Source organism: Oribacterium sp. WCC10 (assembly GCF_900113415.1).
Taxonomy (GTDB): Bacteria; Bacillota; Clostridia; order Lachnospirales; family Lachnospiraceae; genus Oribacterium.
On sequence record NZ_FOPH01000024.1, the window covers coordinates 1 to 20158 of the forward strand.

General features: G+C 40.4%; 15 protein-coding genes and 2 tRNA genes. 14 read left to right on the top strand and 3 right to left on the bottom strand.

The features are described 5' to 3' along the window. The first annotated feature begins 101 nt into the window (after nucleotides 1-101). A tRNA-Val gene (locus BM294_RS13735) sits at nucleotides 102-174 on the top strand. 32 nt (nucleotides 175-206) lie between these two features. Beyond that, nucleotides 207-280: transfer RNA gene (locus BM294_RS13740), tRNA-Met, on the top strand. 103 nt (nucleotides 281-383) lie between these two features. Here BM294_RS13740 and BM294_RS13745 read toward each other — a convergent pair. After that, nucleotides 384-1364 (bottom strand): nucleotidyltransferase family protein, encoded by a 981-nt coding sequence (locus BM294_RS13745; RefSeq protein WP_091209429.1) that lies wholly within the window; start codon nucleotides 1362-1364, stop codon nucleotides 384-386. A gap of 283 nt (nucleotides 1365-1647) precedes the next feature. On the opposite strand from BM294_RS13745, the gene BM294_RS13750 reads away from it, so the two are divergent. Then, the gene (locus BM294_RS13750) at nucleotides 1648-3291 is read left to right on the top strand and encodes a sensor domain-containing phosphodiesterase (protein WP_175494699.1); all 1644 of its coding nucleotides are present in this window, start codon (nucleotides 1648-1650) and stop codon (nucleotides 3289-3291) included. A gap of 1021 nt (nucleotides 3292-4312) precedes the next feature. After that, a complete protein-coding gene (locus BM294_RS13755) occupies nucleotides 4313-5866 on the top strand; it encodes an alanine/glycine:cation symporter family protein (RefSeq protein ID WP_091209434.1) in 1554 nt (517 codons plus the stop codon). Between the two features lie 474 nt (nucleotides 5867-6340). Here BM294_RS13755 and BM294_RS13760 read toward each other — a convergent pair whose 3' ends face one another. Beyond that, nucleotides 6341-6832, bottom strand: coding sequence for a hypothetical protein (locus BM294_RS13760; RefSeq protein WP_091209437.1), 492 nt, complete (start codon nucleotides 6830-6832; stop codon nucleotides 6341-6343). A 311-nt stretch (nucleotides 6833-7143) separates the two neighbouring features. Between BM294_RS13760 and BM294_RS13765 the strand changes: the two genes are divergently transcribed. The 6 genes from BM294_RS13765 to BM294_RS13790 are packed head-to-tail and all read left to right on the top strand — an operon-like array spanning nucleotide 7144 to nucleotide 15986. Next, nucleotides 7144-8304, top strand: a complete 1161-nt coding sequence (locus BM294_RS13765) for a pyridoxal phosphate-dependent aminotransferase (protein ID WP_091209439.1) — start codon at nucleotides 7144-7146, stop codon at nucleotides 8302-8304. A 27-nt stretch (nucleotides 8305-8331) separates the two neighbouring features. Beyond that, nucleotides 8332-9312 (top strand): C-terminal binding protein, encoded by a 981-nt coding sequence (locus tag BM294_RS13770; protein ID WP_091209441.1) that lies wholly within the window; start codon nucleotides 8332-8334, stop codon nucleotides 9310-9312. Between the two features lie 19 nt (nucleotides 9313-9331). Beyond that, a complete protein-coding gene (locus BM294_RS13775) occupies nucleotides 9332-11119 on the top strand; it encodes a PP2C family protein-serine/threonine phosphatase (RefSeq protein WP_091209443.1) in 1788 nt (595 codons plus the stop codon). Then, nucleotides 11119-12567, top strand: coding sequence for a hypothetical protein (locus tag BM294_RS13780; protein ID WP_091209445.1), 1449 nt, complete (start codon nucleotides 11119-11121; stop codon nucleotides 12565-12567). The genes BM294_RS13775 and BM294_RS13780 overlap by 1 nt, the downstream gene beginning before the upstream one ends. Then, nucleotides 12500-13753, top strand: coding sequence for a type 1 periplasmic-binding domain-containing protein (locus BM294_RS13785; RefSeq protein ID WP_091209447.1), 1254 nt, complete (start codon nucleotides 12500-12502; stop codon nucleotides 13751-13753). Before BM294_RS13780 ends, BM294_RS13785 begins: the two co-directional genes overlap by 68 nt. Before the next feature lie 10 nt (nucleotides 13754-13763). After that, on the top strand, nucleotides 13764-15986 hold the full coding sequence (locus tag BM294_RS13790) for an MFS transporter (RefSeq protein WP_091209449.1): 2223 nt from the start codon (nucleotides 13764-13766) through the stop codon (nucleotides 15984-15986). Nucleotides 15987-16000: 14 nt separating this feature from the next. Here the strand turns inward: BM294_RS13790 and BM294_RS13795 are convergent, their stop codons facing one another. Next, on the bottom strand, nucleotides 16001-17089 hold the full coding sequence (locus tag BM294_RS13795) for a PTS sugar transporter subunit IIC (RefSeq protein WP_091209451.1): 1089 nt from the start codon (nucleotides 17087-17089) through the stop codon (nucleotides 16001-16003). A gap of 270 nt (nucleotides 17090-17359) precedes the next feature. On the opposite strand from BM294_RS13795, the gene BM294_RS13800 reads away from it, so the two are divergent. The 4 genes from BM294_RS13800 to BM294_RS13815 all read left to right on the top strand — a co-directional run bounded on the left by BM294_RS13800 (nucleotide 17360) and on the right by BM294_RS13815 (nucleotide 20142). After that, a complete protein-coding gene (locus tag BM294_RS13800) occupies nucleotides 17360-17575 on the top strand; it encodes a hypothetical protein (RefSeq protein ID WP_091209453.1) in 216 nt (71 codons plus the stop codon). A 97-nt stretch (nucleotides 17576-17672) separates the two neighbouring features. Then, nucleotides 17673-18467, top strand: a complete 795-nt coding sequence (locus BM294_RS13805) for an HAD family hydrolase (RefSeq protein WP_091209481.1) — start codon at nucleotides 17673-17675, stop codon at nucleotides 18465-18467. Between the two features lie 380 nt (nucleotides 18468-18847). Then, a complete protein-coding gene (locus BM294_RS13810; RefSeq protein WP_091209455.1) occupies nucleotides 18848-19441 on the top strand; it encodes a hypothetical protein in 594 nt (197 codons plus the stop codon). Between the two features lie 17 nt (nucleotides 19442-19458). After that, nucleotides 19459-20142, top strand: a complete 684-nt coding sequence (locus tag BM294_RS13815; RefSeq protein ID WP_175494700.1) for a polyphosphate polymerase domain-containing protein — start codon at nucleotides 19459-19461, stop codon at nucleotides 20140-20142. Nucleotides 20143-20158: the final 16 nt, after the last annotated feature.

Consider the following 20158-nt stretch of genomic DNA (forward strand, 5'->3'; position numbering starts at 1 on the left):
GGGGCAGACTGTAAATCTGTTGTCACTGACTTCGGTGGTTCGAATCCACCCCCATCCATTGGAAACTCTGTATGAGTTTCACAGTTGTATTTCAACTGAATGGGGTCTTAGCTCAGCTGGGAGAGCATCTGCCTTACAAGCAGGGGGTCACAGGTTCGAGCCCTGTAGGCCCCATTATCTTTTGAAAAGACAACATAATGGAATATCGCGGGATGGAGCAGTCTGGTAGCTCGTCGGGCTCATAACCCGAAGGTCGTTGGTTCAAATCCTTCTCCCGCAATTTAAAAGAACTTTGAGTATACTCAAAGTTCTTTTTTTAGGTGGATTTCTTAGTAAAATTTATTCTCCGTTGGTTGGCTTAGAGTGAAAAAACAATACATATGTTACCTCTTTCTTGACCTTGCAAGATGTTCATAAGGCAAAATAACCCTTCCGGCATAGAAACCACAGCCATCATTAATTTTGGAATTATCACAAGCGTTAAACATGTTTACATTGATTTTTGCAAGTTCAAGATTTCTTAGTTCAATTATACGGTTATAAGCTTCGTCAAAGTAAATACATTCGCCAACTGGGATAGTATTACGCTGAACAAGCGGGTTTTCCTGCTTTTTTTCATAGAAATAATGATTAGCTGTTCCAATTTCGGCGAAATCATCCATATCTTTTGTCCGTAGCTGAAGTTCTGTGAAGCTTCTGGAAATATTGTCATAAAAGGTTATATGAAGTGATCTGTAACCTGATGAACGGGGATTAGTGATGTAATCCCTATAATAAGGTATAACTGCAGGAGAAAGAAGAGGAGAAACATTTTCCTGCTTCATGCCTGAAAATTCTGCTGTGAAGCCGCGCTGTTCAAGGAATTCAGGAAGTACATTGGCTATTTCATATAGATAGGACAGCTCATCTTCAGTTATGTCATGGCCTTCAATCTGATTACTTTGAGGAAGGGATAAGACTATTCTGTAAGCAATAAGATCTCTAAAGCTGTTAACTTTTGCCTTTATAGATGAAATAGGCGGATAAGTATGATGCTGTCTGTAGTAATCATAGATAAACTGGACAATGTATCCGTTAAACTTCTTTTCGGCTCGCAAAAGTGATTTTATTCGACCTTTGAAATTAAATGATAAAAAAGGATACTTATCAGCCATATAAAGATAAAAATCCTGTATTCGCTGTGATTCTGAAGTGAGAAATTCATTATGTTCAAGAATTTCGGCAAATTCAATCAAAAAATTACAATGGGCGATATCTATCTGATTATGAGTGGAAATTGCGCTTTCTTTCAAATCCTGACTGTATTTTCTGAGTATTTCTATAACAGTGTATCCATCGTATAAATAATCGTTAAGCTTAATCATAATATTTGTTAAATTGTAAAAGGAAATTGTTATTACTATGGTATATATGTATTATAAATATAATGTGTGATAAATGAAAGGAACTTAATAAAATTAGTAATTGGACGATAATAAGAGGTGAGGGGCAAATACTTTTGACACTCACGTCATATTTTTATATTTACAACATATTAATGCATTTTATGCTATTTCTGTTTGATATTACCTACGGTTCACTTTTGTTCATGTTTTTTCAATTAATTGTATGTATATGAGAGAGATTACAGAAGAAAGAATTAATAAATTGAATACAATATTTGACTCTTATGAGATGGTTGCTGAGGGAACGGATGTATATGTCTGCGATATGCGATATGACTATTCCAGATGGGCAAGGACAGCTGTTGAGTTGTATGGACTTGAGAGTGAATATATGTATGCAGCCGATGATATATGGGAAGATCATATACATCCTGATGACAGAAAAATGTATCGTGACAGTATAAAGGAGTTATTTGAGAATGGATATGGTATGCACGATGTTCAATACAGGGCCAGAGACATATCGGGTCAGTATTATACCTGCACCTGCAGAGGTATTATTATTAAGGATGATAATGATGAGCCTGAGTATTTTGTAGGGATGATAAGAAATCATTCCATCAATGAAAGTGTAGATAATATCACCGGACTGAGAAATAAAAATGGCTTCTTTTACGATATAAACAGATATCTCAAAAGCCATATACCTATAAGGATAGTAATGTATGGATCGACCAATTACACCAGAATCAATGATTTGTTCGGTTATGATTTTGGAACGAGAATCTTTCAACATTGCATAAGGTATGTTCTTGATCATAATCAAAAAATCGGTGATTTATATAGACTTGATGGAATCAGAGTGGCTTTGATAAGCAGGACTGCGACTATAGAAGAACTTAGGGATAACTATGAGCATTATCAGAGTATACTGGAAAGGCCTTTCCTGTTTGAAGGTGAGCAGGTGATAATCAATATTAATGCCGGTGCCATAGCTGTAGATCGTTTTGATATTAATGCTGATACTGTATTATCATGTCTTACCCAGGCATATCAGGAATCTAAACATAATAATCAGGGTAAGTTCTGTTTCTTTGAGAATGGCGTAAACAAGAACGGCATTCATAAACTTGAAAGAATAAACCGGATAAGGAATTCTGTGGCTGAAGGATGTGATAATTTTGTTGTTTATTATCAGCCGGTTATTGATGCCAAGACCGGAAAACTGAGCGGGGCTGAAGCACTGATCAGATGGAAAGATGAAAGCGGAAATATCGTTATGCCAAATGACTTTATACCCGTTTTGGAGAATGATGCTCTTTTTCCGTCTCTTGGAGAATGGATTTTGAAGCATTCTATGGAAGAATGTCTGCCTGTTTTGAAAAAGTGTCCTCAGTTTATGCTTAATGTAAATCTGTCTTATGCACAGCTTCAGCAGTTGGATTTTGTGAATGTAGTAAAACGTGCTATAAAGGATACCGGATATCCTGCAGCCAATCTATGTCTTGAGATGACTGAAAGGTGCAGATTTATAGACATGGATCAGCTTAAAGTGATTACTTCAGGACTGGAACAGGAAGGTATAAAGATTGCATTAGATGATTTCGGTACAGGATTCTCATCGTTGGAGATACTTCAGAATCTTCATATAGATATCGTTAAGATAGACAGACAGTTTGTGAAGAATATCTCTGAGGATAGCAGGCAGATTGCTATAGTGAAAATAGTGAATGAGCTTGCTGAAGTCTATAACGCCATCACTTGTGCTGAGGGGGTTGAGACTGAGGAAATGCGGGATATTCTGAGAAACTGCGATGTACATACCATGCAGGGCTATCTCTATTCAAAACCTATTCCTTTTGAACAGTTTACAGAAAAGTTTGTAAAAAGCAATGAATGTATTTAGATAATTTGTATTTATAAAAATTCTCTATAAATTATATAAATGTGATATAATGATTTCGATAGAAAATATTTCAAGCTAAAGGAATCCTCAGATCCTGGTGATCTGGGGATTCCTTTGTATATATAGGTCTGATGGTGTTCTATGGGAGTCAAATTGAAACTATACGAAAACATCTTTAATATGATGTAAGGAACAATGGTACCAAAGCATGCATGTGTCTGAACGTTTATATGTGACTTTATGACCAACCCGAATACAAATAATGTAGTTGTATTACACAAAAAAAGGACTTAAGTTTGAGCGTTCGGTAGTTCAACTGCCTTCGATTTTAATCGAAGGAGCCAGGTGACTTTGGGTGCTTCAAAGGAATCTGTGAGGCTCCTTTCTCAACCAGGCACGAATGTGTGCGTTGGCACTAATCAGTGAGTGGCAGATACTTATGACATTCATATCATAGAATTCAATTGAAATAAAACTCTCATTTTGCAGGTTTATCCGGCAAGATGGGAGTTTTTGATATTTTGTTGTTGAACCCGGTTCAACTTATGCAATTAAAAGTCAGCCGGTTAAAGTATTTTCTCAGATAACAAAACGATATATTGAGGTGAATATTAAATGATTGTACTAGGGGAGGAACAGGATTATAATCAGCTTGTATTAACCATTATTTAATGATGTAAGGGTCAAAAGTACCAAATAACGTGCTTGTACGTTGATTTGAGACTTTATGACCCGCCTGAACACGAATAACGTAGTCGTTTTGCATAGCAAAAGGACCCAAGTTTGAGTGTTCAGCAGCACATCTGCCTTCGATTTTTAATCGAAGGAGCTACGCGGCTTTGAGCGCTTCAAAGGAATCTGTAAGGATTCCTGCTCATTGCACAAGAATTTGTGCGTTAGCGCTAATCAGTGAGTGGCAAATACTTTTGACACTCACGTCATTTAATAATTTTGGCTTATGTATCAATCTGTAAGAGGTTAACAATTACGGGGTGACACTGCGGCCGACGGGGGATCATTTATGGAAGGTTTACTGGCGTTTATCACAGCAGTCTGTGGCAGGATTCAGGTTGTATCTGATTTGTTTTGGGATTTTCCAACAAATTTCGGATGGTACTCTTCAATTCCAGTTATAGGCAATTTTTCATTGGCCATCATTTTACTTATCGGATCGGGAATTTATTTTACAGTTAACTTAAGATTCGTACAGTTGAGGAAATTCAGGTATGGAATCGAGGTGCTTAAGAACAGCAAGGCAAAGACCGGTATCACTCCGCTGGCTTCATTCTTTCTGTCAACAGCAATGCGAGTTGGTCCGGGTAATATCCTTGGTGTAACAGGTGCGGTTTCAGTCGGAGGTCCGGGGGCACTTCTCTGGATGTGGATTTCTGCATTTTTCGGAATGGCAACTGCATTTGTGGAGTCGACATTATCCCAGATTTTCAAAGAGAAGAAGGATGATGAGTATCTGGGAGGTATGGCTTTTTATGGAAGAAAGCTTCTTAAGAACTCAGCGATAGTCGGTGTGGTTCTTTCGATGATGTATATCATATATGCTATTCTCTGCTTCCCGGCTCAGGGCTTCAATACTGTATCGGCTATGGGACAGATCGCAAGCATCATAAGTGGTACAGAGCTTCCGACAACCCATGCGGTATATTGGGTGGGATTTGCATTGGTCATTCTTGCCACATGTATGGTTTCATTCGGTGGTACAAAGAAGATTTCCAGGGTAACAGATGTACTTGTTCCTGTTATGGCTATCGTATATGTATGTACTGTTGTGCTTCTTGTCGTGATGAACCTTGCAAGGATTCCATGGTTCTTCTATGCAATATTCACAGAGGCATTTAAGCCGGAAGCAGTATTCGGAGGTGCTTTCGGAACTGCACTTATGCAAGGTGTCAAGAGAGGACTTATGTCCAATGAGGCAGGTCAGGGTACCATCACCATGCCGGCAGCAGCTTCTGATGCTGCACATCCTTGCGATCAGGGTTGTGTTCAGGCTTTGGGAGTTTTTCTTGATACTATCGTTATTTGTACACTTACAGGTTTCGTGGTTATCATGGGACGTGTATGGCTTACAGAAAACGGTGCAGCATGGATGGAGCTGGGAAAACTGCCAAAGTATCTTGCGTCGGTTGCGGAGCTGACTCCGGGAACAGCGTTTAACAGTGTTGTAACACTTATGGTTTCATTGTGTTTTGGTTTGTTTGCATTTACATGTCTTCTCGGATTTATGTCATTTTCAGAGATATGCGCAAACAGAATCAGTAGAAACAAAGTGTTTATAAATGCCATCAGAGTTATCGATATTGCAGTTATCTGTTTTGGAATGCTCACATCTATAGTTGGTCTTGATCTTGGTGCACTTTGGGATCTTTCTGATTTTGCAAACATTCTTATCGCTTACTGCAATATCCCTCTTCTCTACATCGGATTCAAGTATGTAAAGAAGGCAGAAGCCCATTTTGAACTTAATGACGGCACACCGTTTACTTCAAAGGTTGTAGGTGTTGAAGTACCTGTATGGGATGAAAAGGCAAAAGAGAATGATGTTGCCGAATCTGCATAAGTATTGAGTGTTGTGAAGTTAATTCTGAGAGGCATAGATTTCAGATTGATATACACATCGTTATATATCAAGGAAAAGCCCTGTTCCGTTAAACCGGAACAGGGCTTTTGTTGTGATGATATTATGATGTAAGGGTCAAAAGTACCAAATCACGTGCTTGCACGTTGATTTGAGACTTTATGACCCGCCCGAACACGAATAACGTAGTCGTTTTGCATAGCAAAAGGACGTGAGTTATGAGTGTTCAGCAGCACAACTGCCTTCGATTTTTAATCGAAGGAGCCACGCGGCTTTGAGCGCTTCAAAGGAATCTGTAAGGATTCCTTCTCATTGCACACGAATGTGTGCGTGCTGCGCATCATCAGTGAGTGGCAAATACTTTTGACACTCACGTCATATTATTATGATGTAAGGGTCAAAAGTACCAGAGTGAGTGACAATTCTTTTGACATTAAAACCATCAGTGAACAGAGGTTAATAAGCGATGTTTTTGGGGAAGTCATCGTAAAACAGAGACATCTCAAAAGGCTTTCCGTGTATTCCAAGTTCATTCATGATATTTTTGTAGATTTCATCAATTCTTGCCTGGTCGATGAGCTTGTCATCATCTGTCATTTCCCATGGATATTCGGGCTGCCACAGCAGGCAGTCGTCAAAGCCTTCTTCCCCCACCATGCCAAGAAAACCGGTGGTTCCAAGTTCAACATTGAGAACAAGACCTACTATATAAGGGAAATAATCCATTCCGTGGTCAAAGATGATCATATCGTAGTCATCTGATCCTATTTTGTTTGCACGGTACAGACATCCAAGCATATCATCCATTTCGGATTCAGGATAGAGGCTTTGTACTATATCTCTGTGTTTGGTGATGAAACTGATGACATTTCCGCAGTTCAGATTGTTCAGCAGAATTCCATATCCGTATATGACACCTTTACCGAAATCACGTTTGTTGATTCCCATTTGTTCCTCCCGATCAATGATGATTCTTTAGTACGCATTTCTAATCCCTATATCGAACAAAAATTCATAAAATATTACTGTTGTGGATACTAAATAAAAATAAGATGATGCTCCTTGGGGGATGAATGCTGCCCGGTACGCACACATTAGTGTTCGGGCGGGTCATATAATGAGATATAAAAAGACCGGGCAAAAAGTATAATAATTATGCTTAAAAAGATAAGTTTGTATGTTTCTTACTGTGGTATAATTTTATCAAATACGCTTATTAAAGTATTAATGAGTATAGAAACCATAAGGAAAAAACGAAAATGAAATTTGCTTCACGTCTTGATCGGTTTGGCCAAGATATATTCACAATTCTTGACGAGAAAAGAATTGCTGTCGGACAATCAGGTAAAAAAATATACAATTTGAGTATAGGTACACCGGACTTTGAGACTCCGGATTATGTGAAAGAAGCATTAAAGAAAGCTGCAGATGAACCGGATGCATGGAAGTATCCGCTGCATGACCTGCCGGAATTGAAAGAGGCTCTTTGTTCATATTATAAAAGACGATTTGGAGTTGAGTTGGCCCATGACGAGATGATGAGTACTTCAGGAACTCAAACCGGACTGGGATATATATTTCTCACATGTTGTAATCCCGGAGATGTTGTACTTTTACCGGATCCCTGTTATCCCGGATTTGAGGCTGCAGCCTATTTAACAGACTGTTCCATAAACTACTATCCATTATTGGAAGAAAATGATTTTGTTCCGGAACTTGATTCAATAGATGACGACATTGCGAAGAAAGCAAAACTTATCATAGTGAACTTTCCCTCCAATCCGACAGGTGCAATTGCGGATGACAGTTTTTATGAAAAACTCATAACGTGGGCGAAAAAGAATGATGTTCTTGTTGTTTTTGATAATGCTTACACAGACATTGTTTTTGATGGAAATGAAGGAAAGAGCTTTTTATCCTATGAGGGAGCAAAGGATGTGGGAGTGGAGTGCTTCTCTTTGGCCAAATCTTTTAATGTTACCGGAGCAGGAATTTCATTCCTGACAGGGAGAAGAGATGTTATTGAAGCGGTACGACTGCTCCGTGAACATGTGAATTTTGGGATGTTTATACCTTTACAGCGGGCGGCGATAGCGGCACTTACCAAAGAGGATGGAGATCTGGAAAAGCAGTGTGCCATCTACGAAGAACGGAGAAATGTATTTTGTAAAGGCCTCAGAGATATCGGCTTGAAAATGACAGATGTCAGGGGCGGAATGTTCGTTTGGGTTCAAATCCCTGAGAGGTTTCATGACAGCATGGAATTCTGTTTTGAACTTCTGGAAAATGCAGGAGTTCTTTGTACCCCGGGCTCGGGTTTTGGCCCACATGGTGAAGGGTATGTTCGTTTTGCACTGGTTATGGATAAAGAGGAATTAAAAGGTGCTGTTGAAGCAATAAGAAGAAGTGGATTGATATAAGATTCCTTACGGAGGCGTAAATATTTTATGTCAAAGATTGTTTTATTTTTACTGAAAAATACAAGAGGCGGTGATGAAATGACTCGCCGTATAGAGTCGTTGGGTATTCAGGCAGAAGTGGTTTACGATGCGGATCCTGAAGAGACCATTGCTTCCTGCAGAGGGGCGGATGCAGTACTCACTGTACTTACACCATTTACACGTGAAATCATATCGTCACTTGATACTACTGTTAGAGCTATCATTGTTGCAGCTATGGGATTTGATCATATCGATGTTACAGCGGCAAAAGAACGAGGCATTGATGTGTACAATGTTCCTGATTATGCGGTTCAGGAGGTGGCAGTTCATCAAATATCGCTGATGCTTGCTTCATTGAGAAAGCTCAATATCTATGACAGGTTCATGCATGAAGGTAACTGGAGGTCACCTGACTATATCATAGGAGCTCCGGTACATCGCTTATCTACACTGACCTATGGTCTTTTAGGTTTTGGAAGGATATCAAGAGAAGTTGCAAAATACGCAATTGCATTTGGAATGCGTGTTATTGCTTACGATCCTTTTGTCGAAAAGATAGATATAGAAAAGAGCGGGGTGGTATGTGCGGATGACAGGAATGAAGTATTCAGATGCTCAGACATCATATCACCGAATGTGCCATTGTCAGATTCATCACGGTATTTGATAGATGAAAACGCTATTTTGCACATGAAGGATGGCGTTATCATAGTTAATACCGGACGCGGGGCGCTTATTCATGAACAGGCGCTTATCAAAGGATTACAAAGTGGGAAGGTCAGTGCTGCGGCGTTGGATGTTTTTGAAAAAGAACCGTTTTTTGATAAAACCAGTCCATTGATGAACATGGATAATGTTATTCTGACACCGCATATCGCATATCACAGCGATGAGTCGGAAAAGGAAGTTATGATGCGTGCAGTGGATGGTGCAATTGCTGTCACAAGGGTAGAGAAGCCTCTTGGGATATCAAAGGTGACAAAGTAAGTAAAAAAGGAGTAGTCCAATGACAGGAACAAAAAGGGAATCATTACTTACAAAATTCGTTGTATTCTTTGCCATATTTATTGTGGTGACTGTTATAAGCAGTGCTGTTGCCACGTATTCACTGCAGACAAAGCATTATCATGAACAGTATCAGGATCTTCTTGAGAAGGTAAACCGCAATATAGAGGATGAAATCAAGGAAAATCTTTCAGACTTCGTTTACCTTCAGAGCTGGTTTGATGAACATTACGATGAGCTTGAGATTCCTTTTAATTACCCTGACAGTGCTTACGATGCAAAGCAGAATTTTGACAGGGCATTCGTTCGTGAGTATCCCGGAAAGATGTTTGGAGAGGATGTTACCTTTGAAGGTCTGAATGATGAAGTGAAACTGCTCTATGCAAGATATCTGTACCTTTACTGGCTGACCACTTTTGATCGAATGATAAGGGACTATGACCTTGAATATGCATATTATATTTATCCGACAGGCGAAGATGATACAATGTGCTTCATGTTTGACGGACCTCGCGAGGAAGAGGTTGTTGACGGAAAATCACAGCTTCTTCTGGCCTATAAAGCTCATCAGGACCGTAGTATTCACTACAATATGTGGAAGACCTACGAGACAGGACAGACCACGGGAGAAATGGACGGGTATGATAATGAGTACGGACATGTCTATACTTATGCCACTCCACTTAATTATAACGGAAAGACCATAGGCGTTATCCTGACAGATGTAAGCTATGACTTTGTAAAGTCAAAGATACGAATGACAGTCCTTGGAATAGTAGGTATTTTTGTAGTAGTACTTGGGTTGTGTTCCGCCGGAATGATCACTTTTGTAAAACGTGGAATACTCGAGCGTATACTTGGACTTGAAAAACAGGTAGCAGATTATACCGAAACCAAGAATCCCGAGCTGGCACAGACTATAGCTTCAGAAAATCACATAAAAGATGAGATAGGCTCTCTTGCAGGCGGATTCTCCGGCATGATAACGGAACTTCATGAATACATGGACAATCTGACTGCCGTGACCAAGGAGAAGGAGAGAATAAGTGCGGAACTAAATGTAGCCACAGAAATTCAGGCATCCATGCTTCCACGTATATTCCCACCGTTCCCGGATAGAAAAGAGTTTTCATTGTTTGCTTCCATGGATCCGGCAAAGGAAGTCGGAGGAGATTTCTACGATTTCTTTATGGTTGATAATGATCACATTGCACTTGTAATGGCAGACGTATCAGGTAAGGGCATTCCTGCTGCCCTGTTTATGGCCATTTCAAAGGTATTGATCAAAGACAGCGCTCAGGAGCTGAAGGATCCTGCAGCGATTCTTGCGCACACAAACGAACAGCTCTGCGAAGAAAACGATGCAGAACTTTTTGTGACTGTATGGCTTGGAATAGTGGATTTGAAGACAGGTATCCTGACATTTGCCGATGCGGGACATGAATATCCTGTACTTATACATGCTGATGGAAGTCAGGAACTTATCAAGGCGGCTAAAAAGCGTCCACCTGTGGCTACACTTGAAGGTATCAAATATCAGAATAACGAGTTACAGCTTAAGACCGGGGATACGGTTTTCCTGTATACCGACGGTGTTCCTGAGGCTACGAATAAGGACAATGAGCTTTATGGTATGGAGCGCACGCAAAAGGCATTAACCGGACTGGAACACACAGATGTTAAGGAAATGCTGTCGCTGGTTCGTAAGGATGTGGATGCCTTCGTCGGTGATGCGGTTCAGTTTGATGACCTGACCATGCTTGCCTTCCGTTTGGAGGAATTGGAGTAATGCAACAGATTATTTCTGCCTGTCGCGAGAGAAATGCAACTATAGATACGATGATGTCAAAGGGAGATATGACTCTTATAGACTGGATAGAGGGCGAGAAGGATAAGCTTTTGTCCAACATGACACAGGAGACACTTGAAAAAAAGGATGATCTCATAGACCTTTTGGGTGAGTATATGGAAAACCATATCTCAAGGGAAGCGGCAGATAATGTGACAGAAGTTATGCAGAGGGGCATCCTTTTTACAGCTAACCATCTGGGCGGGCTATATTCGGCACAGTCATTTCAGGGGGATTTATGCTATATGCGACTCCTTAAAATGCTGGACAGAAACATTCCCTGTGTTCCGATGCTTTCCTTTGGACTGGTACCGTTAAACAGCTCTACCTTTGCAAGAGGGCTGATCACCTATACAAAAACAAGTGAAGCCGAGCATTTTCCCATATTTCCGAAGTCTCCTACAAATGCGGCAGCATCCCTGACTGAAAGTTATACTGCTGAAATGGCACGGAGAACCAGAGATAAAGCCATAAATGAAGTCCGGAGTTTTCTTGTCAGAAAACAGGTACGTGAGTTGATGGACAAGGTTTACCTTAGGAAAGATGTGCTGTCAAAAAAGCGTTATCCGGATCAGATACTGTTTCTCGGAGAAGGGATTTATAAACAGATTTCTCCTATGACCGGAGTAAACAGTTTCTATCATATGGAGGCAGAGACGGTTTTTGCAAAGCTTTTTCTAAATGAGTTTCAAAAAAAAGACGGACTTTTGAGACAGATTATGTGTGATTCAAAGTTCATTCAGATACTGAATGATACTGAAGATACAGAAGGACGGGCTTTTTCTTCGCTTCTTTTTCTTGGATGCGCCAACAAAAGATGCTTTAATATCAATCTTTTCCCTGATGGTTATCTTAGAGGAAAGGATGTAAAAGGTAACACTGTAGAGATACATGTGGATGAGGAGAGTCTGAAAGAGGCATTTACATCCATGCATATACTGCCTCACGTTTATCTCAGCTGGCTGATGTCCGGATTTTTCCGTGGGTTCAGCTGGTACGGAGGCATATTACAGTCACAGTATCTTCAGGTATGGCATAAGAAAACATGTGAAATGTTCCGCCTGGCCGGTTTAAAGAAGGAATCCGTAAAAAGAGAGAATTACGATTGTTCGGGTTATCTGAGCGGACCGATATACATGTTGTTTGATACAGGAGATGGTGCCGTAAATGCGGGACCGCTGGAGTGTATGGCTAAAAAACCGGCTCCGGAAGTGCTGGAACGACTGTTTACAGAAACAAAGATAAAAGACGCCCATGAAATGGGAATGTTTGAATTTTACAATGATTTATTGCTTCCGAATGAAAAAAAGGAGAGATGGTATGAAACGATCTCATATTATTGTAAACAGCATTATGAAGCTCATACACTTCAAAGTCTTTCTGTCTGAAATAGCATCTTTTGGGGGACAAATAAAGAAAACGGCCGGGAGGATAGTTTGTATCATTCTTTCTCTGATGCTTACATTTTCTTTCACAGGTTGCAGATCCCGGGATGTAGTCGAGGTGAATCTCGAAAAACAGGATCATGATTTTTTGCTGACTCCATGTAAAAAGGAAAATGGAGAGGCTTTCACCATTGCTTTCATGGACCTGGGACCTCCTATAGAAAGTTCTTATCTTTGTCTGAAAGGGCTTGCAGAGGGACTTCAGGATAGCGGTTATATCGATGCAGATGTACCGTTGTCTCTGGCACCTCAGGATTTCTTTGAGTACTATGATGTTTTGGTCAATTCTGATCTCGGCGGGTATATAAAATTCTGTGAAGAGCCATACATGATAGATGAGGGAGATAATAAGGATATTGCAAAAGAGCTGATTGAAAAAACAAATAACGGCACTATAGATGTGATTGTTGCCACCGGAACAGATCCGGGGTTGTTTTTAAAGGGACTGGATCTGCCTGTTCCTTTTTTGGTATGTCTTGCTACAGATCCGGTTGCATCAGGAATTATTGATTCGGCTGATGATACCGGAGATCCGGATATCTGGGCGCTGGTGGAACCGAATCCATATAAAAGACAGTTTGAGGGGTACTATCGGATGCTTGAATTCGATAAGATTTTACTGGTGACTGTCAACGGAATGGATACCATCACGGGCAATCCTCTGTATCGGGAGGCTGCAGATGAACTTGGCGTAAATATTCTGGAACTCAATTTTGAAGAATCAGATATGCATGCAAATGATTATGAGGATAAGATAGCAAACGGCATCAGGGATGCAAATCTGACGGGAATTGATGCTGCTCTGTTTGCCTATGGAACAATGGATGATGATAATGCTGATATGCTGTCTTCCATGCTGGCAAGGCGAGGAATACCTTCATTGGTTGGAGACGGTGACTCTATATGTGAAAATGGAGCGATGATGTGTCTTTCCTGTTTTGATTACGAAGGTTACGGTAACTATGCATCAATGGTGCTTTCCAACATTTTCCATGGAAGAAAAGCAGGGGAGCAGCCTTGCCGCTATACCAGTTCACCTCATGTGGTTCTGAATATGAATACAGCGGAGCAGACAGGATTTAAGTGTACCTTTGGTTTTTTGCAGGGTGTAGATAGGATTTACAGATAAGGAAACAACTATGAGGAATTTTTTTCGTCAATACATAGTACTGTTTCTGATCACTTTGATATCGGCAGCAGGTTTTTGTGCATTAAGTTATCTGACGGTGCTTCAGTTTTCCATTCAGAGTGAAGAACAGTACATCTCAACCTGTAACTCAGGTCTGATAAATGAAATAGAAACATCATTAACCTTTGGTAAAAAGCTATCGAACTATTATGGTCTTTCTCAGGTTCTATCCAAGGCACAGACTCTTTTGCCCGAAGGAACCATCCTTACCATGACAAGTTTTGATAATGGTGTTCTGGCAACTACCAAAGGTGAGGAACACTTTATAGTTTCTCTTGAAGATTACGGAACAGTTGAACAGACCATACATGATGACAATAATGCAGAGGTTGGAGTCCTTACCACCTATTATGACAAGCAGGCTGTAAAAAACAGAATAATACCTGTAATGAGAACGTCTGTGATAGTCAGTATTGCAATTATATTTGCGGCCTTTATCATCATTTTCCTGATAAGTATAAAGGTAAGTCTTGATTCCAATCGTGTAGCGGCGATACTGACAACAGTTATCATGCTGCAGGGTGCATTTCTGACAGTGAATTACTCCGATGCTTTCGAAGAAACTGCTAATCAGAGCATAAAAAGCGTAGCTTCCTATGTGAGTATGTCAGTCAACAATGTGCTGGATAAAGGAGTACATATCGATGAGATAGAAGGTCTGGATACATTCTTAAATAATGTAAAAAGAGAAAACACTTTTATAAAGGATATCAGAATTGAAAAACGAAGCACATTATCAGACTCGGAAACCTATGTTGTCGGCATCAATGAGACCCGGAATGATATGGTGATTGCTTTCGATGTATCTGAAGAAAATATCCGCATGATCATTATTCAGATGGTCCTTATGTTTGCTGCAACAAGTTTCCTTTCCATAATAGTGATGAAGGAATCGCTGACGCTTCATGATATGATCGCCTTCCGGCACAGTAAGGATTTCAATACGGAGACGAACGAACAGTTTGACATAATTGCGAAGTCAATCCGTTATGGAAACTACCTGACATTGACATTTGACTACATGTGTCTGTCATTTGCTGCTCTTCAGATAAAAGAATGGAACCGGGGATTTATGTCAATGCCTCCGGCCATGGCGGCTGCCCTGTCTATTTCCATATGTCAGATAGCGGATCTCATGGGTATGTTTGCCATGCCGTCTTTGGGAAAAAAGATAAAGGCACAGTACATCATGACTGTATCTTCGATACTTCTAATATTTGCTAATGCAAACTGTTTTTTCACTCATTCGGTTATGATCATAATTCTGATGAGATTTCTTTCGGGAGTAGGAGCGGCAGGGCTGAAACAGGTGAGAAATATGATTATTTCTCAGGGCTATGCCAATGAAAAACAGTTGAACCAGAATCTTCAGGCAAGTAATAACGGCATTATCGCAGGGCTTTTGTGCGGTATGGGTCTTGGTGGTGTCATAGCGGTAGGATTCGGATATCAGACAACATTTCTGGTGGCAGGGATCGGATACATAGTATACCTGATATTTGCAGCTTACTGCATTCCGTGGAAATTGTTGTCACAACGTAAGTCAGGATCAATGGCTGATGAGGAAGAAGGAAATCTTCTCATACGTATATTCTCTATATTCAGGTCGGTTTCTGTCTGGCGTACGATATTTATGATTGTGGTTCCGCAGTATTTCATGTTGATGATCATCGTATGCCTGATTCCGGGACGTATTCAGAGACTGGAACTGCCCGGCGTTGTGCTGACTTATTCCAATCTTCTGAATGGTGTTGTAGGTCTGTATGTCGGTGAGCGTCTGTACAAAGTATTTCAGCGAGTTATAAAAAGTAACCTTCGAATATATATCGTTATGCTTATAACCGGTGCAGGTACATTGTTTATGCTTGACATCCCTGTTTATCAGACATTCATCATCCTTCTGGCGGCATCTCTGGTCGGAATAGTCGATGGAGTCGGTTCTCCGGTGGCAACTGATCTTTTTATGGGTAATGCTTATGTAATGAAATATCTGAATGATACGGAAGTTCTGATGCTGTATTCAGTGATCGGAAGCGCAGTCATGGCTGTGGCTCCGTTTATGCTTGAGCTCTGTGAAAAGAGTATCCCGTGGATGTACGGAACAGGTCTGATACTCCTTGTATTTGTGGTACTGCTGCTTCCGAGCGTTGGAACACAGAAGGCGAAGAAATAGTGTTTTTGGAAATATCAAAGCTTCATGTCGCCTTCTTTTACCCAGCCTATCTTTGCAAGGTACATGTTGAATACAGGACAGAAAACTGCCGGAAGTATGAAGCATATAAGTATCATGCCGAGCCAGTCGAGGGAAGTGATTGCCGGTTTTACGCCGGAGGCGATGTCACTTAGCCATCCGGAATAAACACCGATCTGACCTACGAAACCGCATGTTCCCATACCGGAAGAGATAGGAGTTCCGTTCATCTGCATCTTGAAAATACAGGTTGCAAGGGGGCCGGTAATGGCTGAACAGAGTATAGGTGCGATCCAGATACGCGGGTTCTTTACGATATTGCCCATCTGAAGCATGGAAGTTCCTATGCCCTGAGATACAAGGCCTCCGAAGCCGTTTTCCTTAAAGCTCATAAATGCAAAACCCACCATCTGAGCGCAACAGCCTGCAACCGCAGCACCACCGGCGAGACCTGTGAGACTCAATGCTGCACAGATGGCAGCAGATGAAATAGGTAAGGTAAGTGCAATTCCAACGATGACGGATACAAGGATACCCATAAAGAAAGGCTGCTGACCTGTTGCCCACATGATAAGTGTTCCGGTCTTCATAGCAGCTTTTCCCAAAGCCGGAGCCCAAAGAGCAGACAGGAAAATACCTACTCCAATGGTAACGAGAGGAGTTATAAGAATATCAATTCTTGTTTCTTTGGAAACTGCTTTGCCGATTTCAGATGCAAAGATGGCTACAAAGAGAACCGCAAGAGGACCACCGGCACCACCCAGGGCATTGGAAGCAAAACCTACCGTGATGAGAGAAAACAGAACAAGTGGGGGACAGTGAAGTGCATAGCCGATAGCAACAGCCATAGCCGGGCCGCTCATAGCAGAAGCAAGATTTCCGACTGTATAGTCGATTCCTGCCACTGTGGCTACGGTTTCGGTAAGAAAAGGTATATGGAACTGTGCACCTACAGTGTTGATGATGGTTCCGATGAGAAGGGATGCAAATAGGCCCTGAGCCATGGCACCGAGTGCATCTATAAGATATCTTTTGACAGAAATCTCAATGTCTTTTCGCTTCAAAAATGCTTTAAACTTTTCCATAATTCTCCCCTTTTTTAAAATTAATTTATGGCATGTTTAAAAAATAACAACGAACATGATCCATTTTACACTATTACAGGAATATATAAAATATAAGAAAAGTGCATAAAATTTAATTTTGAACGAGCCGAATTTATTGCAATATTTTATAGAAAGTATTAAAATATATTATATAAAACGATAAATTGGTCGACAATTTATTAGAAGGAAAGGTTTGCAGTTGTACATGCAGACAGAACGTGAATTATAAAAAAGAGAGGGGGAATAGACATGGTAATTGACGAGACCAGAATCTACAAGAGCAATTCAGACGGAAAGCACGCAGCCGTTATCAGTGAAGAAGGCGGCATGATCACATTGATCACAGGCATGGCTAATATTTTCACTGTTACAGCTAAAGAATTGACATCAGCATTTACGCCGACTCATAACACATTTTCACTTGAAAATATGGATCTCTGGCAATTGCAGGTGCTTGACAGATAAGACGGTCACCTACGACGGGGGACCGTCTTATTTTTTTGCCGCAAAATCTGCCAAATATGCTATGATACAACGAAAAGTAAGATTCGAGGTTTTTCTGATGATTAAGATGATAGTAACTGATGTAGACGGTACGCTGGTCAAAGATGGAACTCATGATATAAATCCTGAGTATTTTGATGTTATCAAGAAACTCATAGAAAAAGGCATTAAGGTTGTTATAGCAAGCGGCAGATCCTATTCCAGCGCTTCACAACTGTTTGGTGAACTGGCAGATAAGCTTTACTTCATCTGCGATGGAGGAACCATGATAAGAACCAGTTATGAGATACTAAAGATTTATCCAATGGAAGAGGAACTCTGGAAGGGGATATACCGTTCAGCAAAGACACTGCCGGGAATTGACATTTGCATTTCTACAGAGAAAGGCGGTTATGCCGAGGACACTGACAGTCAGATGTATCATTGGCTGGTTGATTCATACAAGTTTAATATGTCGGGGATAAGAGATATAGATGAGATTACAGAGAATGTAGTCAAGATCTCAGTTTATCATCCTGAGGATTGTGAGGCGGTCTGTCGAGACAGCTTTATCCCTATGTGGAATGGTAAGGCAAAGCTTGCCTCTGCCGGAAGTGCCTGGATGGATTGTGTAAATAAAGATGCCGATAAGGGCACGGCACTTCAGTGGCTTCAGCAGTACCTTGGGGTTCAAAAGGAAGAAACTATGGCGTTTGGAGATAACATTAACGATATGGAGATGCTTCAGAATGCAGGACAGGGTTATGCTGTTGGAAATGCAAGAGAAGAATTGAAAAGTGTAGCAGATGAGGTGATCAAACCATATTGGGAGTATGGTGTTCTGGAAGTGATGAAAACTTTCATTCAGAGATGATGGCAATATAAAATAAAAATTATTTCCACATTGACTTGTTGTATGAAAATACGTACAATATAAACAAGTCAAGAAGATGTGGCGAGTGCTTCACAGATTCAAAGCGATTCGTGAGAGAAGAACGGTAGACGACATGGCGGGTGCTTCATGGAGTCGAGGTTCTTTTTTTTGTGCCATAAAAGTGTAATTATACGGAGTTATTATCCTTTTGGATTTCAATTATGTATTTTTTATTTGACCTGTGACGTGAGATGCCACAGGTTTTTATTATGTTGAAAGTTCAAATTGAGAACAGAAATACAGATTCATTGTTTTTTAAGTATTGAATAGTTATAGGGGCAATAATTGAACCGATAAAAATATAAGACAAGGAGGGTTTTATGTTTGAGGCAGTTAAAAGTGAGTTTATTCTGCATATTCCCGAAGCGACTTTGGATAATTATTTCACACCGGATGTTGTGGTACTTGTCATGAAGGTGGTTATTCTTGTCGCAGGTCTTTGCCTGATATTTTTAGGTTACAGATATGTTTTTACAATTGCTGCCATCCTTTTCGGTTGTCTTGCAGGATATATCGGGATTCGTTTTCTCGATGGAAGAATCACCCAGCCACCGCTTCTCATGTTCATGTTTGTGATGTTTGTATTTCTGATGGAATGCTTTTTATACGGTATTTATTCTCTGGGAGTGACTCTGTTAAGGGATTTCAGACTAAGCGGATTAGGAAAAAGTCTTCGGAAGAGATTGAAGTTTCTTAATACGGATACTCCGGTTAATGATGTGTTGGCTTACATATCCCCGTTTGTGGGAAGTGCGATTGTTTTTTATATGGTTAGTCAGTACATATACAGAAATATGATGGTTTGCGGAATTGTTTCTGTGGGACTCGCGATAACGGGATTTTTTTATCAGAAAAAGAAGAAACGGTTTAAAAGGGTATTCCATACCTATGATGATATATATTTTGATAGATAGATTTCAGGAGAATGCATATGCTTGATGTAAGCCGTAAAGAACTGAAATACATGATAGGGACGGATGAAGTTTACTACTTGCGTAAACGTATTGAAAGGCTGATGGAGGCAGATTCAAATAATGATCTTTACGGGTATACAGTCAGATCCCTATATTTTGATACCTGGAAAGACAATGATTATCAGGAAAAACTTGATGGGCTTAATAACAGAAAAAAGATACGTATGAGAATCTATAACGGTTCCCGGGATTATATAAAGCTTGAACTTAAAGCAAAAGAAGGTGATTTTCAGAGGAAGAGATCATTAAAGCTTAATGTTGATGAAGCAGAAAGAATGATTGACGAAGACTATACTTTTCTTCTTGAAAGACCTGAGGGATTCGCTCATGGGCTTTATACAATGATTTCAACCAAAGGGTATAGGCCGAAATGTATCGTTGAGTATGACAGAATTGCATATATGAATGAGTTCAATGATATAAGAGTGACCTTTGATATGCGGCTGAGGGCTCTGGAAGACCCGTACGAGTTCTTTTCCGGAAACATTGAGGCATACCCTGTGGCAGATTCCTCAGAGACTACTTTGGAGGTTAAGTATAACGGTTTCCTGTTTTCGTATATCAAGCATGCACTTGATCTTGTTGACAGGCCACGTATTTCCAATAGTAAGTATGTTAGGGCCAGAGCATTTTTGAGATAGTTTGAGGAGAAGTTTC